Raw genomic sequence first — 25,423 nt, forward strand, 5'->3', positions numbered from 1 at the left:
AGGCTATCCGGTCCCCGCCTTGTAGCCCACGCCCCGCACGGTGAGGATGATTTCCGGTCGCTCCGGGTCCGGCTCGATCTTGGCTCGCAACCGCTGCACGTGCACGTTGACCAGACGGGTGTCGGCCGCGTGCCGGTAGCCCCAGACCTGTTCGAGCAGCACCTCGCGGGTGAAGACCTGACGTGGCTTGCGGGCGAGCGCGACCAGCAGGTCGAACTCCAGCGGCGTCAGCTTCACCTCCTCGTCGTTGCGGCTCACCGTGTGCGCCGGCACGTCGATGGTGATCTGGTTGTCGGGCGGCCCGATGGTGAGCATCTCCGGGGCCACGTCCTCGCCTCGGCGCAGTCGGGCCCGCATCCGGGCCACCAGCTCCTTGGGCTTGAACGGTTTGACCACGTAGTCGTCGGCGCCGGACTCCAGCCCGAGAACGACGTCCACGGTGTCGCTCTTGGCGGTCAGCATGACGATGGGCACGCCGGACTCCGCACGGATCGACCGGGCGACGTCGATACCGCTCATACCGGGAAGCATCAGGTCAAGCAGCACGATATCGGGACGACTGTCGCGAAAAGCGGCCAACGCCCGCTCGCCGTCCGCCACGAACGAGGGCAGGAAACCCTCACTGCGCAGCACGATGCCGAGCATCTCGGCGAGCGCGGGGTCATCGTCGACCACCAGTACGCGGGCTCTCATGGGATTAATATTGCATCCTCATTCAGTTCGGTGGGACCGGCGTCCGCCGGTAATGCTGCGCGCCGCCGTCAAAACGGAGGCCGCGGTGCCGGGCGCACGGATGGCCGTCGCCAGGCTGCCACCATGATCCCCCTTCGACGCCGCCGGGCGCCACCGCAGGCTGGGTTGATCCGGTTGTCGTCATCCGGACGACGGTCAGCCGAACAGCCCACGCCCCCAGTGGTCCCCGCCGTCGCGTACCCCGGGCGGACACGCGAACACCCCGCTGGAGACGTGTCGTAGGTACTCGTTCATCACGTCGTGCCGGGCCAACTGCGTCTGGATCGGTACGAACTGACGCCGTGGATCGCGCTGGTAGGCGATGAAGAAGAGGCCCGCGTCGAGCCGGCCGAGGCCGTCCGAGCCGTCGACGAAGTTGTAACCCCGGCGCAGCAGCTGGGCGCCGCTGTTCCGGCTCGGGTGAGCCAGCGCGACGTGGGCGTGCTCGGCGATCACCGGCTTCCCGTCCGCGCCACGCGCGGCGAAGTCGGGCTGGTCGAACTCATCGCTGCGACCCAGTGGCGCGCCGCTGCCCTTGGTCCGGCCGATGATCTCCTCCTGCTCAGCGAGGGAGGTCCGGTCCCAGGTCTCCACGAGCATCCGGATCTTGCGGGTGACCAGGTACGAGCCTCCGGCCATCCAGTCCGGCCCGTCGCCCGGCTGCACCCACAACTGGTCGCGCAGCAACTCGGTGTCCTCGGCCTTGAGGTTGGCCGTGCCGTCCTTGAACCCGAAGAGGTTGCGCGCGGTGGCCTGTTTCCGTGAGGTCGACGAGGTGCGGCCGAAGCCGAGCTGCGACCAGCGGACGCTCACCACCCCCATGCCGAGCCGGGCCAGGTTGCGGATCGCGTGCACCGCCACCTGTGGGTCGTTGGCGCAGGCCTGGACGCAGAGGTCGCCGCCGGAGAGCTGCGCCTGCAACGCGTCGCCGGGAAACTTCGGCAGCTCGGCAAGGGCGGCGGGCCGACGGTCGGCGAGGCCGAAGCGGTCCCGCCCGTCGGCGTCGCGGAACAACGTCGGCCCGAACCCGATGGTGAGGGTGAGCTGCGAGGGAGGCAGGCCGAGGGCTTCGCCGGTGTCGTCCGGTGGGGCCTCCGGCATTCCGCCGACCGCACCCAGCACCCCGGCGTCGCGCCCCGCTGTCATCCGGGCGGCGGCGGCCGTCCACTCCTCGAGCAGTTCGACCAGTCGGGCCCGGTCCTTGGTGATCACGTCGAAGGCCACGAAGTGCAGCCGGTCCTGCGCCGGAGTGACGATGCCGGCCTGGTGCTCGCCGTGGAACGGCACCGCCCCGGCCGGGTGGTCGCTCGCCGCGGCCGGGCCACGGGAGCCGTTCAGCAGCGCCCCGGCGCCGGCCGCCACTCCGGCGACCCCGGCCACCCCGGCGCCGGCCAGGGTGATCGCCCGGCGCCGGGTGAACCTGCTCCCGCTCATCGACTCGACTCTTTCTGTCAGGTGGTCACTTGGCGACGGCCGCGGCGACCTTGCTGATCGGCTCGGCGAGCGCGTTGATCCCGTCGGAGAGCTCCTTGAGCTCGGCCTTGCTCAGCGCGGTGTGCAGCTTCCACCCGTCGCCGTCGCGGTGCTTGCCGAGCAGTCCCTCGACATTGGTGAACTCGGTGTCCAGCTGGGTGACCAGCTCCGGCGAGCGCTGCTGCAACGCGGGCCGCAGGGCGGACACGGCGGCCTTGGAACCTTCGAGGTTGGCGGCGAAGTCCCACAGGTCGGTGTGCGAGTAGCGGTCCTCCTCGCCGGTGATCTTGCCGCTGGCCACCTCGTCGAGCAGTTCCTTGGCACCGTTGGCGAGCTGGAGCGGGGAGAGCTTCTCGGCGTTCGCCTTGGCCACGATCTCCTTGACGTCGACCAGCAGGCGGTCGGCGATCGGGCCGTCCTTGCTGATGTCGCCGGACTGCCAGAGGTCCTTCTCGATCCGGTGGAAGCCGGTGAACTCCATCCCCTCCTCGATGACCTCCTCGCGGCCGTCGATCTTGGGGTCGAGGTCGCCGAAGATCTCGGCGACCGGCTCGATCCGCTCCCAGTAGGTGCGGGCAACCGGGTAGAGCGCCTTGGACTTCGCCACATCGCCGGCCTTGACCGCGCCGACGAACTCCTCGGTCTTGTCCAACAGCGCTGTGGTCTGGCTCTTGACGTAGCGCTGGTAGTTGTCGGTGGCGTCACCCAGCGCGGCGTCGGCGGTGAGCGGCTGCGCCGACCCGCTGACCTTGAGCGCGCCCCGGATGCCCTTGCCGCTCATCCCTGGCTTGCAGGCCGTCTGGTACGTGCCGGCCGGCAACTCCACGTGCAGCTCGCGGCTCAGCCCTGGGGCGATGTTCTCCACCTCGCCCATCACCCGGTCGCCGTCGGCGTACACGTAGAACTCGGTCACCTTCGCGCCCGAATTGGTGATCTTGAAGGTGGCGGTGCCGGCACCCAGGTCGGTCGAGCCGACCTCACAGGCGGTGTCGCTGGCCTTGACCACGATCGGTCCGCCGGACGCGGCAGGGTCACCCTTGTCGGAGTCGGAGCACGCGGTCAGACCGGCCGTCGCCAGCACGCCGGCGGCGGCCAGCGCGAAGAACTGGGTGGTACGCATCTAAGCTGTCTCTCCTCGTGGGGTCAGGCACGCTGCGGCGTGGACGCCGCCTCGGCCTCGGCGCCGGTGTCGGCCCCGCGCTCGGTGACTGTGGTGGTGGTCGCGGTGGGTGCCGGCTTGCGCCGGGCCGGTCGCAGGAAGAGCAGGAGCACCGGTACGGCGTACGCGACCCAGGCGATCGTCTCCAGCACTGTGGGCGCGGGAGTCACGTTGAACATGCCGGCGAGCAGGGCCGCGTACCAGGTGCTCGGGTCGAGCGCGCCGGTGATGTCGAAGGCCAGGTCGTTCAGGCCGGGCAGGACGCCGGCTTCCTGGAAGTCGTGCACGCCGTACTTGAGGATGCCGGCGGCGACCAGGATCAGCAGCGCGCCGGTCCAGGTGAAGAACTTGCTGAGGTTGATCCGCAGGGCGCTGGCGTAGAGCAGCACGCCGAGGACCACGGCGGTGACGATGCCGCCGATCAACGCGAGCAGTGGGCCGCTGTCGCCGGCCGCGCCCTGGGCGGCCGAGTAGAAGATCAGCGCGGTCTCCAGGCCCTCGCGGATCACGGCGAGGAAGGCCATGCCGGCGACGGCGAGGGACCCGACGGCCAGCGCCTCGGTGAGCTTGCCTCGCAGATCTCCGGCGATGGTCCGGGCGGCCCGGCGCATCCAGAAGATCATCCAGGTCACGAAGACCACGGCGGCGACCGAGGTGATCGCCTCGAACAGCTCACGATCCTCGGAACGGGCGAGCAGCGAGGTCGACGTGTATTCGATCAGCCAGCCGAAGAGCACCGAGAGCACCACGGCCAGGCCGACGCCCGCCCAGACCTGCGGCAGCCGGTCCCGGCGCTGCGACTTCACCAGGAAGGCGACCAGGATGCTGACCACCAGGGTGGCTTCCAGCCCTTCCCGCAGGCCGATCAGGTAGGTGGCGAACATCCGGGCTCCGAATAGGTTAGGCACGCCTTGGCTGACTTAGGGCAGGCATACCTTCCTCCCTGCTCAGGGCACTCGTCAAGTCGTTCACGACAAGCTCACTCGGCCCGTGACGAGGACCCACGGCCGGCCGGTCGCCGGTCGGCTGTGGGAGGATCCCCGCCGTGAGGGGATTCCTGCCGTGGTTGGCGGTGCTGGCCGTTGTGCTGCTGCTCAGCGCGCTACGTCTGCGGGCGCTGGCCACAGTCGTGTCGGTCGGCTGGCTGGTCTGGTGCGTCTGGACGTGGTTCCGCCCAACCCGCCGCAACTGACGGCCCCCGCCGCCCCGCCCCGCCCCGCCCCCGCCCCCGCCCCCGCGATCTTGCACTTCCTGCGGCGTCATAACGCACCAAAACCCGCAAACCACCAACCGAAACTGCAAGATCGCGGGAATGACGGAGGCAGGGACGACGAACCGGGCCGGCTGCGAACAGCCGACCCGGTCCGGAGATGTCGATCAGTAGCGGTAGTGATCCGGCTTGAACGGACCCTCCGTGGAGATGCCGAGGTAGGCGGCCTGCTCCTTGGTCAGCGTGCTCAGCTTGGCGCCGAGCGCACCGAGGTGCAGCCGGGCCACCTTCTCGTCCAAGTGCTTGGGCAGCACGTAGACGCCGATCGGGTACTCCTCGGTCTTGGTGAAGAGCTCGATCTGGGCGATCGTCTGGTTGGCGAACGAGTTCGACATGACGAAGCTCGGGTGCCCGGTCGCGTTGCCCAGGTTCAGCAGGCGACCCTCGGAGAGCACGATGATGGCGTGCCCGTCGGCGAAGCGCCACAGGTCGACCTGCGGCTTGATGTTGATCCGCTCGACGTCGGAACGCTTGGCCAGCCCGGCCATGTCGATCTCGTTGTCGAAGTGGCCGATGTTGCCGACGATGGCCTGGTGCTTCATCCGGGCCATGTGCTCGTTGGTGATGACGTCGAAGCAGCCGGTGGCGGTGATGAAGATGTCGGCCTGCTCGACAACGTCGTCCAGGGTGGCGACCTGGTAGCCGTCCATCGCGGCCTGCAACGCGCAGATCGGGTCCACCTCGGTCACCACGACCCGGGCGCCCTGGCCGCGCAGCGACTCCGCGCAGCCCTTGCCGACGTCGCCGTAGCCCATGACGACAGCCATCTTGCCGCCGATCAGCACGTCGGTGGCGCGGTTGATGCCGTCGATGAGCGAGTGCCGGCAGCCGTACTTGTTGTCGAACTTGCTCTTGGTCACCGAGTCGTTGACGTTGATGGCCGGGAAGAGCAGGGTGCCCGCCCGGTGCATCTCGTAGAGCCGGTGCACGCCGGTGGTGGTCTCCTCGGTCACGCCCTTGATGCCGGCGGAGATCCGGGTCCAGCGCTGGCCGTCCTCGCCGAGCGAGCGGTGCAGCAGCTCGAGGATGACCGCGTACTCCTCGGAGTCGGCGGACTCGACCGGCGGGACCGCCCCGGCCCGCTCGAACTCGGTGCCCTTGTGTACGAGCAGGGTGGCGTCGCCGCCGTCGTCGAGGATCATGTTGGGGCCCTGCCCGTCCGGCCAGGCGAGCACCTGCTCGGTGCACCACCAGTACTCCGGCAGGGTCTCGCCCTTCCAGGCGTACACCGGGACGCCGGCCGGAGCCTCGGGGGTGCCGTCCGGGCCGACGACGATCGCCGCGGCGGCGTGGTCCTGGGTGGAGAAGATGTTGCAGGACGCCCAGCGCACCTGCGCGCCGAGCGCGACCAACGTCTCGATCAGGACGGCGGTCTGGATGGTCATGTGCAGGGAGCCGGTGATCCGCGCGCCGGCGAGCGGCTGCGCCTCGGCGAACTCGCGACGGATCGCCATCAGGCCGGGCATCTCGTGCTCGGCGAGCTGGATCTCTTTACGCCCGAACTCGGCGAGGGACAGATCCGCCACCTTGAAGTCGCCGTCGGCGAGCGTGCTCGGCCGGGCCTCGGACGGCGTGCCGCTGGCGGACGCCGGGAGGGTGCTGGTCATGAAAGCTCCTGTCGAACGATGTCTGCGCCGACCTTCTACCTTACGCGCGTCGGCGACGGGCATCAGGAACGGTCCGCGGACAGCGCACGGGGCGGTCGAGGATGGACGGACCTTCCCGCCCACGTCCCGCCCGCCCCGTGCATCCCCCCGGTTTGGTTCCCCCGCACGTTCTCGGACCGTCGTCGCGATAACGCTGCGTACTCATAGAGTCACACTCCGGCAAGGGCACGTCAAGCTATTCCGGGAAAGTCGGACTTGTGTCGTTCTCCGGAGCTGAGGTCAGCGCAGCCCGGACGTCGCCACGTACGCCACGCCCGCGCCCTCGATGCGCAGCGGCGCTCCCGACGCCGTGCCGATCGCCGCCTCGCCGGAGGCCAGCGTCAGCGCACCGGCACCGTCGTCCACGGTGATCGAACCGCCGGCGCAGAGCACCACCCGAGGGCCGGGCAGCGGCAGCGTCACCGAGGGCACCGCCGCGTCGACCCGCACCCGGTGCAGCGCGAAATCGTCTACCGGCACAGGCCACCAGTCCACGCCCGGGCCGATCGGCTGCGCGGCCCGCACCGGATCGTCGAGCACCTCGAAGCGCAGCACCCGCAACAACTCGTCGACGTCCACCCGCTTCGGGGTCAGGCCGCCGCGCAGCACGTTGTCGCTGGCCGCCATGATCTCCACGCCGCAGCCGCTCAGGTAGGCGTGCAGGTTGCCGGCGGGCATCCAGATCGCCTCCCCCGCCTCCAGCCGCAGGTGGTGCAACAGCAGCGCGACCAGCGCACCCGGATCCCCCGGGTACGCCTGGGCCAGCCGGCGGGTCAACTCCGCGTCCGGGCCGTCGACCGGCGCTGCCACCACCGCGGCCAGCAGGTCGTGACGCTTGGCGACCGGCCAGCCGAGCAGCGTCCGCACCGCCGTCCGCAACCCCGCCGGCCCGGCCCGCAACGCGGCGACCACAGGCGCCAACGCCGGTACGTCGAACGCGGCGAGCGCCTCGGCCGACTCCGCCGGATCCCGGAACCCGCACAGCGCCTCGAACGGGGTGAGCGCGACCAGCAACTCCGGCTTGTGGTGCGGGTCGGAGTAGTTGCGCGGCCCCTCCCGGCGCCCCGCCTCCGCCGCATAGCCGGCCTGCGCCTGCTCGGCGTCCGGGTGGGCCTGCAGGCTCAACGGAGCATCGGCCGCGAGCACCTTGAGCAGGAACGGCAGCCGGCTGCCGAACCGCTCGGACACCCGCTGGCCGAGCCACTGCCCTGGCTCGTCCCGCACCAGGTCACAGAGGCTCACCCGCAGGCCGGCGCGATCCACGTGGGCCGGGGCGCCCGGGTGGGCCCCCAACCACAGCTCCGCCTCCGGGCCCGCGCTCGGCACCGATCGCCCCTGAAGCAGGGCGATGGCCGAGCGCGAGCCCCAGGCGTAGTCCCGGATCGGCCCGTACAGTGGCTCCACCCGTCAGCCCCCGGGCCGCCCGGCCGCCTCGCCCGACACGTCCTGCGGCTGCGGCACTGCGGTGTCGGCCGCAGCACCGGTGCCGGCCTCGGCGGCGGCGGCGCTGTAGACGTCCGGCTCCAGGTAGATCACCCGGGCGGTCGGCACCGCGGCGCGGATCCGCGCCTCGACGGCGTTGATGCCACGGGCCAGGTCGTGGGCGCTCTCCCACTCCGGCACGGCGATCTTGGCGGCCACCATCAGCTCTTCCGGGCCCAGGTAGAGCGTCTTCATGTGGATGATCCGCTCCACCTCGGGGCCGTCGGTGACGGCCCGCTCGATGGCGGCCAGGTCGGACGCCTCGGCGCCCTCACCGAGCAGCAGGCTCTTCGTCTCGATGGCCAGCACGACGGCGATGACGACGAGCAGGATGCCGATCATCGCGGTGCCGGCGGCGTCCCACTCGCCGTTGCCGGTGATCAGCGTCATGGTGACGCCGAACAGGGCGAACACCAGACCGACCAGCGCGCCGAAGTCCTCCAGGAGCACCACCGGCAGCTCCGGCGCCTTGGCGCGACGGATGAAACGCACCCAGGACTGGTTGCCCCGGACGTGGTTGGACTCCTTGATGGCGGTCCGGAAGGAGAACGACTCCAAGATGATCGCCGTCACCAGCACGATCACCGGCACCGCGTGCCACTTGGTGATGCCGTGCGGGTCCGCCCACTTGTGGTACGCCTCGTAGAGGGCGAACAAGCCACCGATGCTGAACAGCACGATGGACACGATGAACGCGTAGATGTAGCGCTCCCGGCCGTACCCGAACGGGTGTTCCGGGGTGGCAGCCCGCTTGGCCCGCTTACCACCGAGCAGCAACAGGCCCTGGTTGCCGGAGTCGGCAACCGAGTGGACCGACTCGGCCAACATCGACGACGAGCCGGTCAGCAGGAACGCTGCGAACTTGGTGACGGCGATGCCGATGTTGGCCAGCAGGGCGGCGACAATCGCCTTCGTCCCACCGTTGGCGCTCATGCCACAGCTCCGCTTCGCGCCACGGCGACCTGAGACTCCCGGCTGCTGAGCCACCTGGTTCGCTCGCTGCGCTCGCTCACGCCACCGCTCCGCTTCGCCGCACGAAGCCGCTCGGTCCGCGCATGACGCGCCGCCCCCTACGTTCGTTCACTGGTTCGACAGCTCCTTCATCTCAGTGATGGCCGGAACGGCCATCGGGTCCAGCCCGTGTGCCAGAGCAAGGTAGATCGAGGCGAAATCCGGAACGGCGATCAGCGACGCCAGCCGCTCCAGCGCGGATCCGCCCTCGGCGGTCACCACGTCGCACCGCACGCCACGGCGCTCCGCGAGGGTCTGCACCGCGTCCGCACGGCGCTCCTCCACGGCGAGCGGCTCGTCCGTGTCGTCCTCGGCGTTGAGCCCGCCGTCGCGCAACAGCACCAGCCGCAGCCGGGTGCCCTCGCCGTCGTCCTCGGCCGGGTCGGCGAAGATGTCCCGCTCCCCCTCGGCCAGGCCGCCGAAGACGCCGTCGAGCAGCCCCACGCGCCCCCGCCCGGCCTCACCCAGCGCTCCGGTCACCACCGGGTAGCGGGCGTTGGCCGACAGGGTGTCGCCGAACCGGCGGGCCGCCACAGTGGCCAGTGGGGACGAACCCCAGACGATCGGGATCGAGCCGGCCAGAGCCAGCGCCAGTGACTTCGCCGGGTTGACGAAGGACTCCGCGGCGGACCGGCAGCGGTCCGCGTCCGCGTCGAGCCGGGCAGCGGTCTCCGCCAGGTCCGCCTCGTTGACCTTCACGAGCCCGAGGGAACGGGCGGCGAGCAGGACCGGCACTGTGAGCGCCCAGAGGCTGGCCCGGGCCGGGGCACGCCGCGGCACCGGGATGAACGGCGCCCGGGCCTGCTCGGCGATCGACTGCAACTGCGAGTCCGGGGCACCCACGGCGACGAGTCGGGCACCACGACGGTGGGCCGCCTCGGCGGCGCCGAGCGCCTCCGGGCTACGTCCGGACGCGCTCACCGCGATCACCACGTCGGCCGCGCCCACCCAGCCGGGTACGCCAGCGGAGCGGTGCCCGATGATCGGGACCGGGCAGCGTGGCCCCGCGACAGTGGCCAGCACGTCCCCGGTACGCCCGGCGGTGCCGATGCCGGCGATCACGACGGCTCGGGGCCGCCCGTCGTCGGCGAGCACCGCGAGGTTCGCCTCGGCTGCCAGCGCGGCGCTCTCGCGAACCTGCGCACCGGCCGACGCCGTGTGCCGGAGCATGCCGCCCGGGTCGGCCTCGGCCAACGCCTGCGGGTTGTCGAGCAGGGCCTCGTCGGCGTCACGACGCCCGCTGACCCCGGCCGTACCGTCGATCATGAGGACTGCCCGGGGCCGCCGCGCGCCTCGTCGAGCAGCAGCACCGGCACGTCGTCGCGGACCTCGAAGATCCGACCGCACTCCGTACAGGTCAACGTCTGCGCCTCGGCGTCATAGGTGAGCGGGGCGTGGTGCGTGTCCGGACAGGCAAGGATCTCGAGCAACTGCGGATCCAGGGCCATGGCGCGGCTCCTTCCACGTGTACGGCTTGACCGACGGCGGTGCCGACCGGCGCAGGCGATCTTATCGGCGAACGCGGTCGAGCACGTCGTCCCGGAGCGAGACCATCCGATCCCGGGTGGGCGCCTCGACGTTGAGCCGCAGCAGCGGCTCCGTGTTGGAGGCGCGCAGGTTGAACCAGGCGCCGTCGGGGAAACGCAGTGTGAGTCCGTCCATCTCGTCGGCCACCGCGTCGGGGTACGCGGCGCGCACCTCGGCCACCGCCCCCGCCTGGTCGGCCACCGTCGAGTTGATCTCGCCGGAGGCGATGTAGCGCTCGTACTCACCGGCGAACACGGACAGCGGCAGCGACTGCTCGCCCAGCGCGGCCAACGTGTGCATCGCCGCCAGCATCCCGGTGTCGGCGAACCAGAAGTCCCGGAAGTAGTAGTGCGCGGAGTGCTCGCCGCCGAAGACGGCGTTGGTTCGGGCCATCTCCGCCTTGATGAAGGAGTGCCCGACCCGGGCGACGACCGGCTGCCCACCGTGCTCGCGGATGATCTCCGCGACGGCGCTGGAGGTGATCAGGCCGTGGATCACCGTGGAACCCGGGTGCTTGGCCAGCTCGCGGGCGGCCACGAGTGCGGTGATCGCCGACGGCGAGACCGGCTCGCCGCGCTCGTCCACCACGAAGCACCGGTCGGCGTCACCGTCGAAGGCCAACCCGATGTCGGCCCCGTGCTCGACCACCGCGCGCTGGAGGTCGACCAGGTTCGCCGGGTCGAGTGGGTTGGCCTCGTGGTTGGGGAAGCTGCCGTCCAACTCGAAGTAGAGCGGCACGATCTCCAACGGCAGCGGCGACAGGGCCGCGTCGCCCAGCACTGTCGGAACTGTGAAGCCACCCATGCCGTTGCCGGCGTCGACGACCACCTTCAACGGCCGGATGCCCGAGAGGTCGACCAGCTTGCGCAGGTAGCCGGCGTAGTCGGGGAGCAGGTCACGCCGCTCGGCGGGCCGGGTCGGCGCACCGGCGGGACGAGCGTCGCCCGAGTCCAGGAGGGCCTGGGCCCGCTCCCGGATCTCGGCCAGGCCGCTCTCCTGGCCGATCGGGCGCGCGCCGGAGCGGCACATCTTGATGCCGTTGTACTGCGCGGGGTTGTGGCTGGCGGTGAACATCGCGCCGGGCAGGTCGAGCGAGCCGGACGCGTAGTAGAGCAGGTCGGTGGAGGCGAGGCCGATCTCGATCACCGAGCGCCCCTCGGCGCGTACGCCGGCGGCGAACGCGGCGGCCAGGCCGGGCGAGGTGGCCCGCATGTCGTACCCGACGACGACGGCGTCTCCCGGCTCGTCGGTGGAGTTGAGCAGCTGGGTGAAGGCGGCGCCCAGTGCTTCGGCGGCCCGTTCGTCCCACTGGTCCGGCACCGTCCCGCGGACGTCGTACGCCTTCACAATCTGGGACAGATCAGACACGTGTTCCACTCCTTGGCCGCAGGTTAGACACCGATCCTGAGCCTAACGGAGGGCCAGGCCGTACTCCGCTCAGCCGGGGAGCCGGGGAATGAACACGGTGTGGCCGCCACCGTCGGTGGGCGGATCACCGGGGTTCGGGCGACCGTCGGGCCGGCCCGGCATCGGCTGGGTGGCCTCCGGCGCCGGGGCGGGAGCGTCCGGCCGGGCACCGTAGACCCCGCCGGTGGCGGGACGCGGTGACGGCACCGCACCACCCCACGGGGCGGCCGGCGGCTGCTGGCCGTACACCTGACCTGGGCGACCGGGCGCGGCCGGGAGCCCAGCCCCGGCGCGGTAGGTGGTGCCGCCGGGGTTGCCCGGCAGCGTACCGGGCGCGTCGTCGGACGGCTTGCGGTCCTGCCGCGAGCGACGGAACAGCAGCACGATGAGCAGCAGGCCGACCGCCACCAGCACAATGCCGAAGTACATCACCGGGGATCCTCCTCCGGACGACTCGGCGGCGGTCGCCGTGGTGTTCGGCGCGGCGGAGACGCCGCCCAGCGCCGCCGGGTTCACCGCCTCGTCGACGGTCGCGACCTCGGTCGGAGTCGGGGTGGGCGTCGGCGTCTTCGACCGCGACGGCGTCGGCGACGGAGTGACCCGCCCTCCGGTCAGCCGCGCCGCGTCGGTGGCGTGACCCAGCGTCTGGCCGGCGGCGCTGATGCCCGCGCCCGTGACCACGAGACGGCCGCCCGGCGAACCCGCCGCGAACGCCACCCGGTAGCGCACCGTGATGCCCTTACCCTTGCACAGGGTCGGCTTCGAGGGTGACGTCTGCGCGGTCGACACGGTGCCGGCGCCACCGTTGACGGCCACCGGGAACCAGCGCCCGCCCGCGTTGACCTCGACCGTCACCTGGTTCGGCTGGAGACCCTCCAGGCTGAAGCCCAGCGCGGTACGCAGCAGGACGCACCCGTCGGTGCGCTTACGCACCGCGACGTTCACCCCCTGCGCGGAACCACCGGCGGCGAAGCTGCTGGCCGCACCCACCCGGACCGAGTCCTGATCGGCCAGCGCCGGCGACGCACCGAGCATCACCAGGCCGCCCGCAAGACCGCAGACCGCCGCGAGCCGTGCCACGCGTCGACGCACTGTCATGATTACCTCGCCGTTCTCCCCGGGTGGGGTCCGCGGGTCAGGCTACTACCGGCCCCCCTATCCCACCGGCTATAGAGCGCCCAGCATGTGTGCGGCGTTACGGTTTACGGCTCGGCTGGCGGCCGGACTGACCAGCCAGTCAGCGCTCCCGCTCTGCCTCGGCGAGGGCGTCGCGGCACAGCCGGTCGGCGGTGCGGGTCGTCTCCGGCAACCGGTAGCGCGGAGTCAGCGCCAGCACCTGCGCTGTCGCGTTCTCCAGGCTCATCCGATGGCCGACGCTGACGAAGACCGGCTTCACCCCGTCGCGGGTCCGCAGCACCCGACCGACGACCTCGCCACCGTCGCGCAACGACGACCAGGATCCCCGCTCGGAGGACGGCGGATCCCACACACCGACCAGCGGTGTCTTCGCCACCCCGATCGCGGGCAACCCGGTGACCACCCCGAGGTGGCAGGCGAGCCCGAACCGGCGCGGGTGGGCCAGGCCGTGCCCGTCGCAGACCAGCAGGTCCGGGATGGTGGTCAGGCGGTCGAGCGCGGCGAGCAACGCGGGCAACTCGCGGAAGGCGAACAACCCCGGCACATAATCGAACGCGGGTCGCCCCACATCGACCGCGGAGTCCACCACCGCCAGGGTCCGGGCGTCCAGGACCGTCACGGCCGCCGCCAGCAGGTCACCACCCTCGGCGTACGCGACGTCCAGGCCGGCCACCGTCGCCGGCACGCTCGGCCCCGGCCCGTCCAGGTCCACCAGCGGCCGCAACTCCTCCTGTACGGCCACAGCCTCGGCGACACTGCCCGGCCCTGCGGTCCCCGCGGCCGCCGCGCTGGGCCCTCGCGATGATCCACTCGGCTTCACGGGCGTCGGGCCCGGTCCTCGCGATGATCCACTCGGCTTCACGGAAGTCGGGCCCGGCGCTCGCCATGATCCACTCGGCTTCACGGAAGTCGGGCCATCCCACGGCCCTGGATGCCCCGACTTCAAGGAACCGGAGTCGATCACCCTCGGCCGGAGGCGTCGGCGCCATCCCCGGCGGCCCTACCGTCAGGGCCACCCCGAGCAGGGTCACCGTCGGCCCGACGCCTGATCGCACCCAGGCCGAGCGCGAAGGCAGTGCCGAGCGCGACACCGAAGGCGACGCCACCCTTCGTACCGAACACGGGAATGCCGATCGCCAGGCCGATCAGGATGCCAACCGGCCAGGTCCAGAGGTAGGACTTGTCGCTCTGCGTACCGGATCTCGCCACGCGTCGATCTTATTCGACGCGTGCAGGAGCCGCCCCCGAGCGCCAGCGCCACATCCGCGTCAAACGCGGTGAGGTCCCGCTCCGCCTCGTCCAACGACTTCGCGTCGCCACCGAAGACCGCCTGCTCTTACCGCACCTGCGCCCGTACCAGCCGCGCGTCCAGCCCTTCGGTCCCTCATCGACCCGTCGCTCCGTCTGTCCATCCGGGAACCATGACGGGAATGAGCGCCACCTGCTTCCTCGCACGCTCAATCACTGCTGACCGGAGGGCGTGCCGCCGGCGCTCGCGCCAAGCGCAAACATGGCTCGGATGCCGTCCTCGTCGGGCAGCGCGGTCCCCCCGCTGACGGTCTCGGCCACCCTCTCGGCTGTCGCCCGATCAACGGTTTCGAAGCGGTCGACGTTTCGATAGTCGTCGACGAAGCGCACGACCAGGGTTGGATCGAAGGCCCAGTGCCCACTGCGGTGGTCCCAGAGGATGGCGTTACCTGCGCCTACGTCCATCACGAAGAGTCCGGCTGGACCTCCGGCCCTCTCGTCATTCCGGTAGATCACGTAGTAGGTCAGCCTGTGGCCCATCTGATTCGTCACCAATCCCCGGGCACACCCGAATCGACTGCGTCGACTTTGACGCCTATCGGCGCCTCGCGATCGAGACGACCTGTACGCCCGCTGCTTCAACCTCCGCCTGGACCTCAGCCAGCAGATTCTGCACGTCCGAGTCGCCCGACTCCGCCAGCAGGTCGATGTCGAGGCGCCACCCTTGACTGTCCACGTCGCGCCAGACCCCGACGTTCGCAGATACCCCTGCGATCGTCCGTCTGACTTCGCCGAACAACTCGTCCCAGTCGTCGCCGAGCCGCCCGATCTCACTCAGGCCCAGCACTGACCGCAGACGGCCCAAAGTGGCTCGGTCCACGTCCCCGTGCAGATCAATTACCCAACTAGCCGACATCTGCTCACCCAACAATCCAGTCCGAATCTTGGAAGTGGGACGACACTCCGGTTTCGGTTCGATCCGGCGGACCGGAACCAGGAAAAATCGCCGGAACCACGTCGCGGCCCAGATCACGGGCGTGCCGTTCGGCCCAATCAAACAGGTGAGGGAAGCACTCTCGCGCCACCTTCTTCGTCACGAAGCCGTACCTCGCGTTCACGACACGAAGGCCAGGATAGGTCGCGGCTCCATGTAGCCGAGCTCGCTCCACCATCTCATCAGAGGAAATTTGAAAGTCGTAGTCGCTCGGCTCTTCCAACCCCAACCGGTACATGGAGTCGAACGGCCTACGCAGTGGAAGCGGCGCGCCCTGCGACCAGCCCTGCAACCGCGCCAACACCTCCGGGTTGTCCACCAACTCGGACTCCGTCGGCATCTGCTTGTGGGGACCCGAGAAGAAGCGAGCCGATGAGCCCTGAAGCCGAATGTCGACAGTTGACAGGTCCAGGCCATCCTCCCGCAATGCATCGAAGAGCTCGGCCGTCATCTGTACGAACTGCGCCCGGGTAACTCCAAGGGGCGCCGACCTGTCTGCCCAAGCCAGGACGGCATCGGGCGTGATGCCGAGGAACCCGCAATCCCTCGGGCTCAACTGGCGGCCGGATTCATCAGCGGGCAACAGCGGACCGGCAGCTTGCCAGCCGCGGCCTACCGGCTCTTCCGCCGCGGTCTCGACGCGGTTGTGACTGTTATCGGCGTCGGGGGCCGAACCTGGGCCGTCGAGGAGCAGGTACATCCGGTTGATGTACGGGTCGCCGTGGCCGCCGTCATCGCGCGTCGGCGGGTGATCCGGCAGGTCGGGCCGTTCGCTGAACCGGCCTCGGGGTAGTCCGCCGAGCGGCATCGGCCTGCCGTCCCCGCTCAGCACCAGCGCGTCGATGCCGACCACGTCGGGGTAGAGCGGTCGGTCCCGGACCACGCCGTTCTGCGGGTCCACGTAGAGCACCGTGCCGTTCTGGTTGAGCGCCACCCAGGCGTGCGAACCGCCGTGCGCCCACTCGGTGACCAGGAACGAGTAGCTGCCGTGGCCGCCCAGCAGCAGTTGGTCGTGCAGGTTGCGGTAGCCCCGGTCGGCGGCCTGCCGCGCCTGGGCGGCGTCAGTACGTTGGCCGGGGGCGAGGAGTTGCTGGAAGCGCCCGCCGGTCACGTCCTCCACCCGGCCCGGGCCGCCCGCCTCGCCACGGATGGGGCGCCGGATGTCACCGTCGAGGTAGCCGTCGAAGGTTCGGGGTGCCGACACGCGGGGGCGCCCGTGCACCCACGTCTCGAACAGCGACAGCGTGCAGTCCAGGCAGTTGATGCCCCGGGTGGCGTCGGCCGCGGGACCACCGTCGTTGAGCAGCCGGAACCAGCCGCCCCGTCGGGGGTCGGCGGTGCGGGTGACGGCGCCGTCCAGATCGCGGGGCATCTGTCGTTCGACGTCGACCTGGTGCAGGGCGAGCGGTGGCCGGAGTCCTCCGGGCTGCCCGTACGGCCGGGAGTCGTCGATCGGCGGCGGGTCGTCGTCGCGGGTGAGCCTGGACGGGCCGGCAGTCTCCACCGCGCCGAGGGCGAGGGCGCCGACGTCCCGGTTGGCGTGCTCGAAGGTGGCGCTGATGTCCACGACCGGCGGGGCCGTGGTGCCGGCCAGCACCGCGTCTGCCAGGTCACGCCATTCGGAGTACGCGCGAGCTTCCTCGTTCGCGGCGCGCTGCCAGCCGTCGGCCCACTGCCGGTTGCCGGCCTGGTGCAGTTGTCGGGCGTAGGTGGCGTACTCGACGGCTCGGCGATCGTGCTCCACGGCACGGGCGCGCAGTCGGGCGGCTTCGGACTGCCTGCGGTTGTTCTCGAACCCGATCCGCAGCGATTCGTAGTGGTCCTGGTAGCGCTGCCGCTCGGCGGCTTCCGCCGCTGCGGCCCACTGCGCCGCGTACGCGTCGTTGGTCTCGGGCTCACGCATCGTCGGGGCGCCGAACGCGGCCACGTCGACGGGGACCGACGCCCTTCCCCGGGCCGGATGGTCGGGCGCTCGCACCGGTGCGGGTGTCTGCCGGGTCGGGATGCGCGTCGGCACGGCGAACCGACCCACCACTGGTGGGGTGGGGGCGACCGGCAGCGGACCGTTGGTGGTGGTCGGGACGCCGAAGGTGACCGGTGCCGCCAGCCCGGGGTTGATCGTCGGCGCGGAGGGTCCAGTCGCCGGAGACCAGGCGGTCGGTCCGGAGGTGGTGGCGTGCGCCGAACTGCCGGGGTGGGCCGGCGGCGTGCCGGTGGCAGCCGGCCCGGTGCTCGACTCGATGGGGCCGGCCACGGGTGCGGCCACCGACGAAAGCCTCGGATCGGCACTTACCGCCGACGCGGCCGGATCGGCACCCACCGCCGACGTGGCCGGGGCGGCGGTCGCCGCCGGGGCGGCCGGGGCGGCGGTCGCCGCCGGGGCGGCCGGATCGGCACCGACCGTCGATAGCGTGGGGTCGGGCGTGACCGGGCGCGGTACGTCCGCGCTGTCACCGAACGACCCGCCCGTCGACGCCGCCGCCTCGGAGGTGCCTACCGAACGGTCCACCACGTCCACGTCGGACACCGCACCGACCGGCATCGGTGAGGGCGCGACCGGAGACGTCGGCCCGGCTCCCCGTGACTGCTCGACAACCGGTGGCGTCGGCGCAGCCACCTGGTTCGGCGACGACGCGGCGACGGATTCCGTCGCCTGCGTCGGAACGCCCGCAGCCGTGACCAGACCACCCGAAGCCACACCACCGGCGGCCCCCGCAGACGTAGCCGCCACCGCAGGCGGGACCGCCGTTGACGCGGCCGCCGAGGAGGACGACACCCCCGAGAAGGCCGCGTCCCCCGCGACGGGCAGCACGGGCGGGAGGGAGGGGCCGGTGAACGATGCTCCGGCGAGGGCGTTGGCCTGCGCGTCGAGCCGGGCGCGTAGCGCGTGGTCGGTCTGCCCGGTGGCCGAACCGGTGGCCCCGGACGCAGCGGCGCGCGCCGCATCCTCCATCGAGGTCAGGCCCTGACCGGTGGCCAGGCTCGCCGCGCTGTCGGCGAACACCTCGCCGGTCATCTCCCGCCCCAGGTGCTCCCCGACTTTCGCCGCTCGCCCGGTCGCGTGCCGGCCCAGGCCGGCCAGCGGCGCCACCGCCCCGCCGGCCAGCCCGCCCACCGCCGAGGCGCCGAGATCGGTCAGGTCCAGGCCGTGTGCCCGCCCGGTGGAGTTCTGGTACGCCTGGGTGGCCAGGGTGACTCCGGCTTCCTCGGCGGCCTCCTCCAGCCCTCCCCGGGCGGCCCGCTTGGCGAGCCCGCGCGCACCACCTCGGGCGACCTCCTTGGCGGCCCGCTCACCGGCCTCCTTGAGACCGTGCTTGAGGGACTTGCTGGCCAGTTGGCCCATCAGCCGCTTGAAGATCTGTTGAACCAGCAGCCGCGTCGCGGTGATCGCCGCGCCGGCGGCCGGGGTTGCGGCACCGGCGGTCAACACCGCCGCCACCGCCACGGTGAGCAACTCGATGACCAGGATGCCCAGCTCGATCCAGACTTCCAGCTTGGCGCCCTCGATGTCGCAACCGCACTCCTCGACCAGTCGGCCCAGGTCGGCCGTGACCGCGAGCAGCACGGGCAGCGGGGCGTCGGTGCCCTCGGCGATCCCCCGCCAGGCCGCCTCGAACGCCGCGTCGACAGCCCCGACGCCGCCGTACCCGTTGTGCACCTCGACGGCGGCCGCGGCGGCGTCGGCGTGTGGCCCGGCGAGCACGGAGGCGACCGCGTACCACTGGTCGGCGACGTCCCAGACGGCCCGCTCGTCGCCCTCCGGCCACTGCACGCCGACCACCCAGTCGAGGGCCTCGTAGATCCAGCCGGGCACGTCCCACGGCGCGTAGTCCAGTGGGTGCGGAACGGGGCTCGGCAGCACGCTCATCGGGATCGCCGGCCGTCAGCGCCGGTCGGCGGCCCGACCGACCCGGGCGGCGCTGGCCCCGTCGGTCTGCACGCTCGCGTCGACCGCCTCGACCACGTCGCTGCCCAGCTCGGTGAGCCGGTGCCCGACGCCGGCCCAGGCTCGCAGCACTGTCTGCTCGAACCCGCGGTAGTTGCGCTCGAAGGCGGCGCCGATGTCGTCGCGACCCCAGGGCCGGACGCCGCTGGCGGCCTCGATCGCGCCTCCCTCCGCCGCGCGGCGGGCCGTCACCGCCTCGCCGGCGAGTGCCAGGTCGGCACCACCCCGGACGGCCCGGGACGGATCAAGCCAGAGCTGCCCGTCGGTCATGGCGTCGCCTCACCTTTGCCGAGTACGGCGTCGGCCCGACCGAGCAGGGTGGCGTAATCGCCGGTCTTGAGGAAGTCCATCGTTCCGGAGCCGGCCGGCATGGTCTCGGCGACGAGGTCGCGGGTGGCGTCGGCGGCGGCGGTCGCGGCGGCCCGGATCGTTTCGGTGATCTTTCGGCCGAGCGCGTCAGCGTCGCGGTCCCGGTAGATGGCCGGCGTCAGCTCGACCTCGAACAACTGGCCCTGCGCGCCCACTGTCGCCGTCACCTGCCCGTCGGCCGACCGACGGGTCACCCGCAGCGCGGCGAGTCGCGTCTGGAGGGTGTCCAAACCGGACCTGAGCTGCTGGTATTGCCCATAAACGTCGTCGAATCGGGCCCGTAGCTCGCGATTGACGCCCCGGTCCGCCTGTTCGTCCACCGCCGCCCTCCCGTCACCGTCGGTAGAGCACGACAATACCGGCCGCCATCGATCCGCGTAGTCCGGTAGTTTCAATGCGTGATCGACCGTCAACAGGCCGAGCAGCTCGCGGCCACCTGGGCCCGCCGTGACTCGCAACGTCTCGGCCACGAGTGCACAGCGATGGTCGACGAGTTCGACCTGGGGTGGGTCATCACGTCCGTCGTGCCCACCGAGGTGCGCACGGTGCCCGGTGACCTGCCGACGACAGTCATCGACAAGCAGACCGGCACCGTCACCACCTGGCCTCGGGTGCCGAGCACCGTGGTGGCGGAGCTGTACCGGCGCAGCCAGCCCGCTGGCCCGACCGCTCCCCGCACTGTCGACCCGTCGAGCCTGCTGCTCCGGGAAATCCATCGGGGCGCCACCCCGAACACCGCCGCGCACCTGACCATCGACGGACGGCTCTGGACGGCCCAGGGCACGAAGGCCGACGTGCCACTCAACCATCACCCGCTGGTCCGCGACTATCTCGACCAGTTGCCGCCCGGCGAGCTGGTGCGTGGCGGGGAGGCTCACGCCGAGCTGATCGTGATCTCCGACGTCCTGCACGAGTACGACCACCGCCGCGCCGCCGAGGGCATCGCGCCGATGGGGCGGCCCGAGGCAGCGGCGCTGCTGGAGGGCGCCCGGTTCGAGATCTTCCGGGTCCGTGAGCCGGGTGATCCCGCTGGTGGGCCTGCCGAGCGGCCCTGCGACTCGTGCATCTCCTTCCTGGTGCGGGCGAACGTCCTGCCGGAGTCGGCTCGCGCCTACGCCGAGACCTGGCAGGCGCCGGAGGCACCCGACCCCGATCCTGGGCGGTTCCCGGCGGAGGTCGCCAACGCGCTGGTGGCGGCCGGCTGGCGGCCACACATCGGGGATCAGATCATGGCCGCCGCCGCCGTACGGGACGTCACGTCGGTGCCGGGGCGCAACCATCGGCATGAGGTCTTTCCCGCCGCCGTGGAGGCGCTCACCGCCTTCCCCAGCCTGGTCGGTGCGCGGCGCGGCCGGGGCGAGCAGGTGTGGATCTCCCGTTTCGACATCCGCCCGCACACCATCGCGCACACCGCCGACACCCTCGCGGACTTCGGCGCGGTGCTCGGCGTACGCCTCTTTCCGATCGGCACGGAGCAGCAGGACAGCATCCTGGCGGTGGACGAACGCGGCCGGGTCTTCGCGCTCGACCAGGCCGGCGAGTGGTTCCTCGGTGACACCATCGACGCCGCGCTGACCACCCTGCTCCTCGGCCGCACCCCCGCCCGGGTGCGCGACGACGGCACCTGGCAGGCCGACTAGCGCGGCAGCGTTGCCGGCCTAGAGCGTGAGGCCGGTCAGCACCATGACCCGGGGCTCGGTGTAGTCGTCCATGGCGCTGCGCAGTCCTTCCCGGCCGACGCCGCTGCCCTTCACCCCGCCGTAGGGCATCTGGTCGGCGCGGTACGACGGCACGTCGCCGACGATCACCCCGCCCACCTCCAGCGCGTGGGCGGCGGCGAAGGCCACGTCCAGGCGCCGCGTGAAGACGCCGGCCTGCAAGCCGTACGCCGAGTCGTTGACCGCGGCGAACGCGGCCTGGTCGTCGGCGACCGGGGCGACCACCAGCACGGGCCCGAAGACCTCCTCGGCCACGACCTTGGCGTTCGCCGGCACGCCGGTGAGCACTGTCGGGGGGTAGGTCGCGCCGTCGCGCAGGCCGCCCACCTCGACGGTGCCGCCGGCGGCGACGGCCTCGGCCACCCACGTCTCGACCCGGCGGGCAGCGTCCTCGGACACCATCGGCCCGACGTCGGTCAGCTCCGACGCGGGGTCTCCGGTCCGCAGCCCCCGCACCGCCGCCACCAGTCGGGGCAGGAAGTCGGCGTACAGGGCGTGGTGCACGTACACCCGTTGGACGGCGATGCACGACTGGCCGGCCTGGTAGTTGGCGAACGTCGCGATGCGCTGCGCGGCGAAGTCCAGGTCCTCGTCGGTCGTCCAGTCCGCACAGAGGACAGCGGCAGCGTTGCCGCCCAACTCCAGCGTCACGTGTTTCTCCGGTGCGGCGCGGCGGATGGCCGCGCCGACCGGCCCGGAGCCGGTGAACGACACCACCGGCAGCCGGGGTTCGGTGACCAGTTCGGCGGCGCGGTCGTTGGGCAGCGGCAGCACCGAGAACATCCCGCCCGGGAGGTCGGTCTCGGCCAGCAGTTCGCCGAGCAGCAGCGCGGTCAGGGGCGTCGCGGGAGCGGGCTTGACGATGATCGGCGCGCCGACGGCGATGGCCGGGGCCACCTTGTGGGCGACGAGGTTGAGCGGGAAGTTGAACGGCGTGATGCCCAGCACCGGCCCGCGCGGCACCCTGCGGACCAGGGCGATCCGCCCGCCAGCGGCCGGGTCGGTGTCGAGTCGTTGCAACTCGCCGGAGAAGCGACGGGCCTCCTCGGCGGCCCAGCGGAAGGTCGACACCGCACGCCCGACCTCGGCTCGGGCCCACTTGAGCGGCTTGCCGTTCTCCGCGGTGATCAGGGCGGCGATCTCGTCCGCGCGCTCGGCGAGCCGCCGGGACACGTGGTCGAGGGCTGCCGCGCGGGCGTGCGCGGGCAGGGCCGCGGCCTGCGCGGCCACCCCGGCCGCTGCGGCGACGGCGGCGTCGACCTGGTCAGGCGTGGCAACTGTGGTACGCCCCACCGGGCGGCCGTCGTACGGGTGGTGGACTGTCAACTCACCCTCGCCGGTGGCGGGGCGGGAGGCGACGAAGAAGGCTGCGGGCTCCACGTCGAGCAGAGTAGCCGAGCGGCCTGCCGACGGAAACAGTCGCGATAACCCTTGTCTGCCGCGAATTCAGTAGCGAAGATGGCAGGGAGATTGCGATAACCGCCGCAGAACCGCGCCCCCGGCCCCCTCGGAGTGATCCCTCATGAGTGACCAGCAGCAGCTGCGCAACTTCGTCAACGGCTCCTACGTCGACCCGTCCGATGGCGGTTACGCCGACCTGGTCGACCCCTGCACCGGTGAGGTGTTCGCCCAGGCTCCGGTCTCCGGCGCCGCCGACGTGGACGCGGCGATGAGCGCCGCCGCCACCGCGTTCGAGAGCTGGCGGGAGGTCACCCCCGCCGAGCGGCAGCGGGCACTGCTCAAGCTCGCCGACGCCGTGGAGGCGCGCGCCGCCGAGCTGGTCGACGCCGAGGTCCGCAACACCGGTAAGCCCCGCCAGCTCACCGCCGAGGAGGAGCTTCCACCGGCGGTGGACCAGTTCCGGTTCTTCGCCGGCGCCGCGCGGATGTTGGAGGGGCGGTCCGCCGGGGAGTACCTGGCCGGGCACACCTCCTACGTGCGGCGTGAGCCGATCGGCGTCTGCGCGCAGGTCACCCCCTGGAACTACCCGCTGATGATGGCGGTCTGGAAGATCGCCCCCGCGCTCGCCGCCGGCAACACCGTGGTGCTCAAGCCGTCGGACACCACACCGGTGTCGACGCTGCTGCTCGCCGAGATCGCCGCCGAGTTCTTCCCGCCCGGGGTGTTCAACGTGGTCTGCGGCGACCGGGACACCGGTCGTACCCTCGTGTCGCACCCGACCCCGCAGCTGGTGTCGATCACCGGCTCGACCCGCGCGGGCATGGAGGTCGCCGCCGCGGCGGCCCCCGACCTGAAGCGGACCCACCTGGAGTTGGGCGGCAAGGCCCCGGTGGTGATCTTCGACGACGCGGACGTGGCGGCGGCGGCCGAGGCCATCGCGCTGGGTGGCTACTTCAACGCCGGGCAGGACTGCACGGCGGCCACCCGGGTGCTGGCCGGCCCCGGCGTCCACGACGACTTCGTGGCGGCGCTCGCCGAGCAGGCGCGCAACACGAAGACCGGCGCCCCGGACGACGCCGACGTGCTCTACGGTCCGCTGAACAACGCCAACCAGCTCACCCGGGTCAGCGGCTTCGTGGACCGCCTGCCGGACCACGCGGCGATCCAGACCGGCGGGTCCCGGCAGGGCGAACGCGGCTACTTCTACGCGCCGACCGTGGTCTCCGGGCTGCGTCAGGCCGACGAGATCATCCAGGACGAGGTGTTCGGGCCGGTCATCACCGTGCAACGCTTCGTCGACGAGGACGAGGCGGTGCGCTGGGCCAACGGCGTCGACTACGGCCTGTCCGCGTCGGTCTGGACGCGCGACCACGGCCGGGCCATGCGGATGACCCGTCGGCTGGACTTCGGCTGTGTCTGGGTCAACACGCACATCCCGTTCGTCTCCGAGATGCCGCACGGTGGCTTCAAGCACTCCGGGCACGGCAAGGACCTCTCGGTCTACAGCCTGGAGGACTACACCCGGATCAAGCACGTCATGCACAACATCGAGGGCTGAACCGTGAGCGCGAGGAGTGAGCCGGGTTTGCGAGCCCCGCAGCCGCGAACGAAAAGCGGCGCCGCGCCGACTTCCGAGGAGTTGCACAAGCGGCGCGGCGATGCGGTGGCCCGGGGTGTCGGCAGTGTGATCCCGTCCTACGTGGACCACGCGTCGGGCGGGACGATCACCGACGTCGACGGCCGGGAGTGGATCGACTTCGCCGCCGGCATCGCCGTGACCAGCGTGGGCAACTCGGCGCCGAGGGTGGTCGAGGCGGTCCGGGCGCAGGTGGAGCGGTTCACCCACACCTGCTTCATGGTCGCGCCGTACGAGTCGTACGTGGCGGTGTGCGAGCAGCTCAACGCGTTGACGCCCGGTGGGTTCGCGAAACGCTCGGCGTTGTTCAACTCCGGTGCGGAGGCGGTGGAGAACGCGGTCAAGGTCGCGCGGCACGCCACCGGGCGGCCGGCGGTCGTGGTGTTCGACCACGCGTACCACGGCCGGACCAACCTGACCATGGCGTTGACAGCGAAGAACATGCCGTACAAGCACCGGTTCGGGCCGTTCGCCGGGGAGATCTACCGGGTGCCGATGTCGTACCCGCTGCGCGATGGTGGGCTCTCCGGCGCGGAGGCGGCGGCCCGGGCCGTCGAGCTGATCGAGAAGCAGGTCGGCGCGGACAACGTGGCCGCGCTGCTCATCGAGCCGATCCAGGGCGAGGGTGGCTTCGTCGTACCCGCGCCGGGTTTCCTGCCCGCGCTGCGGGCCTGGGCGACGGCGGCCGGGGTGGTCTTCGTCGCCGACGAGATCCAGACCGGTTTCTGCCGTACCGGTGACTGGTTCGCCTGCCACCACGAGGGCGTCGAACCCGACCTGGTGACCCTCGCCAAGGGCATCGCCGGTGGCCTGCCGCTGGCCGCAGTGACCGGTCGGGCCGAGCTGATGGACGCGGTGCACGTGGGTGGGCTCGGCGGCACGTACGGCGGCAACCCGATCGCCTGCGCCGCCGCGCTGGCCACCATCGAGACCATGCACGAGCTGGACCTGGCCGGTGCGGCCCGACGGATCGAGTCACTGCTGGTCCCCCGGCTACGGGCCATCGCCGAGCGGGATCCCCGGGTCGCCGAGGTCCGCGGCCGGGGCGCCATGCTCGCCGTGGAGCTGGTGCTGCCGGGCACCCTCACCCCCGACCCGGTCGCCACCGCGGCGATCTCGGCGGCCTGTCACGCCGCCGGTCTGCTCACCCTGACCTGCGGCACGTACGGCAACGTGCTGCGCTTCCTGCCCCCGCTGGTGATCTCCGACGGGCAACTCGGTCGGGGTGCCGACCTCCTCGACGCGGCCTTCGGCTGAGCGGCGGAGA

Annotated in this window: 23 protein-coding genes; 4 read left to right on the forward strand and 19 right to left on the reverse strand. The window is 71.5% G+C overall.

What is annotated here, in order from left to right; all coding sequences use genetic code 11:
• Positions 1–3 precede the first annotated feature (3 nt).
• The 4 genes from mtrA to efeU form a co-directional block, all read right to left on the reverse strand.
• The gene (gene mtrA / locus NIE79_RS06800) at positions 4–693 is read right to left on the reverse strand and encodes an MtrAB system response regulator MtrA (RefSeq protein WP_030331519.1); all 690 of its coding nucleotides are present in this window, start codon (positions 691–693) and stop codon (positions 4–6) included.
• 195 nt (positions 694–888) lie between these two features.
• Positions 889–2,166 (reverse strand): iron uptake transporter deferrochelatase/peroxidase subunit, encoded by a 1,278-nt coding sequence (gene efeB / locus NIE79_RS06805; protein ID WP_238677732.1) that lies wholly within the window; start codon positions 2,164–2,166, stop codon positions 889–891.
• Positions 2,167–2,191: 25 nt separating this feature from the next.
• Positions 2,192–3,325, reverse strand: a complete 1,134-nt coding sequence (efeO, locus tag NIE79_RS06810) for an iron uptake system protein EfeO (RefSeq protein ID WP_238677733.1) — start codon at positions 3,323–3,325, stop codon at positions 2,192–2,194.
• A gap of 23 nt (positions 3,326–3,348) precedes the next feature.
• A complete protein-coding gene (efeU, locus tag NIE79_RS06815; protein WP_238677734.1) occupies positions 3,349–4,248 on the reverse strand; it encodes an iron uptake transporter permease EfeU in 900 nt (299 codons plus the stop codon).
• Positions 4,249–4,409: 161 nt separating this feature from the next.
• Here efeU and NIE79_RS06820 point away from each other — a divergent pair, with 161 nt between their 5' ends.
• Entirely contained in the window at positions 4,410–4,556 is a 147-nt protein-coding gene (locus NIE79_RS06820; RefSeq protein ID WP_238677735.1) for a hypothetical protein, read from the forward strand.
• 185 nt (positions 4,557–4,741) lie between these two features.
• Here NIE79_RS06820 and ahcY read toward each other — a convergent pair whose 3' ends face one another.
• From ahcY to NIE79_RS06890, 14 genes are all read right to left on the reverse strand, one after another.
• Complete coding sequence (gene ahcY, locus NIE79_RS06825) at positions 4,742–6,241, reverse strand: adenosylhomocysteinase (RefSeq protein WP_238677736.1); 1,500 nt, start codon at positions 6,239–6,241, stop codon at positions 4,742–4,744.
• Between the two features lie 279 nt (positions 6,242–6,520).
• Entirely contained in the window at positions 6,521–7,684 is a 1,164-nt protein-coding gene (manA, locus tag NIE79_RS06830; RefSeq protein WP_238677737.1) for a mannose-6-phosphate isomerase, class I, read from the reverse strand.
• A 3-nt stretch (positions 7,685–7,687) separates the two neighbouring features.
• On the reverse strand, positions 7,688–8,695 hold the full coding sequence (locus NIE79_RS06835; RefSeq protein ID WP_238677738.1) for a cation diffusion facilitator family transporter: 1,008 nt from the start codon (positions 8,693–8,695) through the stop codon (positions 7,688–7,690).
• A 147-nt stretch (positions 8,696–8,842) separates the two neighbouring features.
• On the reverse strand, positions 8,843–10,039 hold the full coding sequence (locus NIE79_RS06840) for an SIS domain-containing protein (protein WP_145787176.1): 1,197 nt from the start codon (positions 10,037–10,039) through the stop codon (positions 8,843–8,845).
• Entirely contained in the window at positions 10,036–10,221 is a 186-nt protein-coding gene (locus tag NIE79_RS06845) for a Trm112 family protein (RefSeq protein WP_091394023.1), read from the reverse strand. The genes NIE79_RS06840 and NIE79_RS06845 overlap by 4 nt, the downstream gene beginning before the upstream one ends.
• A gap of 61 nt (positions 10,222–10,282) precedes the next feature.
• Complete coding sequence (locus NIE79_RS06850; RefSeq protein ID WP_238677739.1) at positions 10,283–11,668, reverse strand: phosphomannomutase/phosphoglucomutase; 1,386 nt, start codon at positions 11,666–11,668, stop codon at positions 10,283–10,285.
• Positions 11,669–11,737: 69 nt separating this feature from the next.
• Positions 11,738–12,805, reverse strand: coding sequence for a hypothetical protein (locus NIE79_RS06855; protein WP_238677740.1), 1,068 nt, complete (start codon positions 12,803–12,805; stop codon positions 11,738–11,740).
• 139 nt (positions 12,806–12,944) lie between these two features.
• The gene (nfi, locus tag NIE79_RS06860; RefSeq protein WP_238677741.1) at positions 12,945–13,586 is read right to left on the reverse strand and encodes a deoxyribonuclease V; all 642 of its coding nucleotides are present in this window, start codon (positions 13,584–13,586) and stop codon (positions 12,945–12,947) included.
• A 218-nt stretch (positions 13,587–13,804) separates the two neighbouring features.
• Complete coding sequence (locus NIE79_RS06865; protein ID WP_238677742.1) at positions 13,805–14,053, reverse strand: hypothetical protein; 249 nt, start codon at positions 14,051–14,053, stop codon at positions 13,805–13,807.
• A 252-nt stretch (positions 14,054–14,305) separates the two neighbouring features.
• The gene (locus NIE79_RS06870) at positions 14,306–14,644 is read right to left on the reverse strand and encodes a hypothetical protein (protein ID WP_238677743.1); all 339 of its coding nucleotides are present in this window, start codon (positions 14,642–14,644) and stop codon (positions 14,306–14,308) included.
• A gap of 43 nt (positions 14,645–14,687) precedes the next feature.
• Complete coding sequence (locus NIE79_RS06875; protein WP_238677744.1) at positions 14,688–14,939, reverse strand: hypothetical protein; 252 nt, start codon at positions 14,937–14,939, stop codon at positions 14,688–14,690.
• 73 nt (positions 14,940–15,012) lie between these two features.
• Positions 15,013–18,954, reverse strand: a complete 3,942-nt coding sequence (locus NIE79_RS06880) for a toxin glutamine deamidase domain-containing protein (RefSeq protein WP_238677745.1) — start codon at positions 18,952–18,954, stop codon at positions 15,013–15,015.
• Positions 18,955–18,969: 15 nt separating this feature from the next.
• Positions 18,970–19,302, reverse strand: a complete 333-nt coding sequence (locus NIE79_RS06885) for a hypothetical protein (RefSeq protein ID WP_238677746.1) — start codon at positions 19,300–19,302, stop codon at positions 18,970–18,972.
• Entirely contained in the window at positions 19,299–19,721 is a 423-nt protein-coding gene (locus NIE79_RS06890; RefSeq protein ID WP_238677747.1) for a YbaB/EbfC family nucleoid-associated protein, read from the reverse strand. The genes NIE79_RS06885 and NIE79_RS06890 overlap by 4 nt, the downstream gene beginning before the upstream one ends.
• Positions 19,722–19,799: 78 nt before the next feature.
• Between NIE79_RS06890 and NIE79_RS06895 the strand changes: the two genes are divergently transcribed.
• A complete protein-coding gene (locus tag NIE79_RS06895; protein ID WP_238677748.1) occupies positions 19,800–21,041 on the forward strand; it encodes an SUKH-3 domain-containing protein in 1,242 nt (413 codons plus the stop codon).
• Between the two features lie 18 nt (positions 21,042–21,059).
• Here the strand turns inward: NIE79_RS06895 and NIE79_RS06900 are convergent, their stop codons facing one another.
• Complete coding sequence (locus NIE79_RS06900; protein WP_238677749.1) at positions 21,060–22,499, reverse strand: aldehyde dehydrogenase family protein; 1,440 nt, start codon at positions 22,497–22,499, stop codon at positions 21,060–21,062.
• Between the two features lie 142 nt (positions 22,500–22,641).
• On the opposite strand from NIE79_RS06900, the gene NIE79_RS06905 reads away from it, so the two are divergent.
• Positions 22,642–24,078, forward strand: coding sequence for a gamma-aminobutyraldehyde dehydrogenase (locus tag NIE79_RS06905; protein ID WP_238677750.1), 1,437 nt, complete (start codon positions 22,642–22,644; stop codon positions 24,076–24,078).
• 27 nt (positions 24,079–24,105) lie between these two features.
• Positions 24,106–25,413, forward strand: coding sequence for a 4-aminobutyrate--2-oxoglutarate transaminase (gabT, locus tag NIE79_RS06910; protein WP_238677751.1), 1,308 nt, complete (start codon positions 24,106–24,108; stop codon positions 25,411–25,413).
• Positions 25,414–25,423 lie beyond the last annotated feature (10 nt).

This window comes from Micromonospora trifolii, from assembly GCF_022229005.1.
Lineage (GTDB): Bacteria > Actinomycetota > Actinomycetes > Mycobacteriales > Micromonosporaceae > Micromonospora > Micromonospora trifolii.

Coding starts and splice junctions, on each gene's coding strand:
- NIE79_RS06855 (WP_238677740.1), bottom strand. CDS start 12,805: ATGACAGTGCGTCGACGCGTGGCACGGCTCGCGGCGGTCTGCGGTCTT.
- NIE79_RS06885 (WP_238677746.1), bottom strand. CDS start 19,302: ATGACCGACGGGCAGCTCTGGCTTGATCCGTCCCGGGCCGTCCGGGGT.
- ahcY (WP_238677736.1), bottom strand. CDS start 6,241: ATGACCAGCACCCTCCCGGCGTCCGCCAGCGGCACGCCGTCCGAGGCC.
- efeB (WP_238677732.1), bottom strand. CDS start 2,166: ATGAGCGGGAGCAGGTTCACCCGGCGCCGGGCGATCACCCTGGCCGGC.
- NIE79_RS06835 (WP_238677738.1), bottom strand. CDS start 8,695: ATGAGCGCCAACGGTGGGACGAAGGCGATTGTCGCCGCCCTGCTGGCC.
- NIE79_RS06845 (WP_091394023.1), bottom strand. CDS start 10,221: ATGGCCCTGGATCCGCAGTTGCTCGAGATCCTTGCCTGTCCGGACACG.
- NIE79_RS06905 (WP_238677750.1), top strand. CDS start 22,642: ATGAGTGACCAGCAGCAGCTGCGCAACTTCGTCAACGGCTCCTACGTC.
- NIE79_RS06840 (WP_145787176.1), bottom strand. CDS start 10,039: ATGATCGACGGTACGGCCGGGGTCAGCGGGCGTCGTGACGCCGACGAG.
- NIE79_RS06880 (WP_238677745.1), bottom strand. CDS start 18,954: ATGAGCGTGCTGCCGAGCCCCGTTCCGCACCCACTGGACTACGCGCCG.
- efeU (WP_238677734.1), bottom strand. CDS start 4,248: ATGTTCGCCACCTACCTGATCGGCCTGCGGGAAGGGCTGGAAGCCACC.
- mtrA (WP_030331519.1), bottom strand. CDS start 693: ATGAGAGCCCGCGTACTGGTGGTCGACGATGACCCCGCGCTCGCCGAG.
- efeO (WP_238677733.1), bottom strand. CDS start 3,325: ATGCGTACCACCCAGTTCTTCGCGCTGGCCGCCGCCGGCGTGCTGGCG.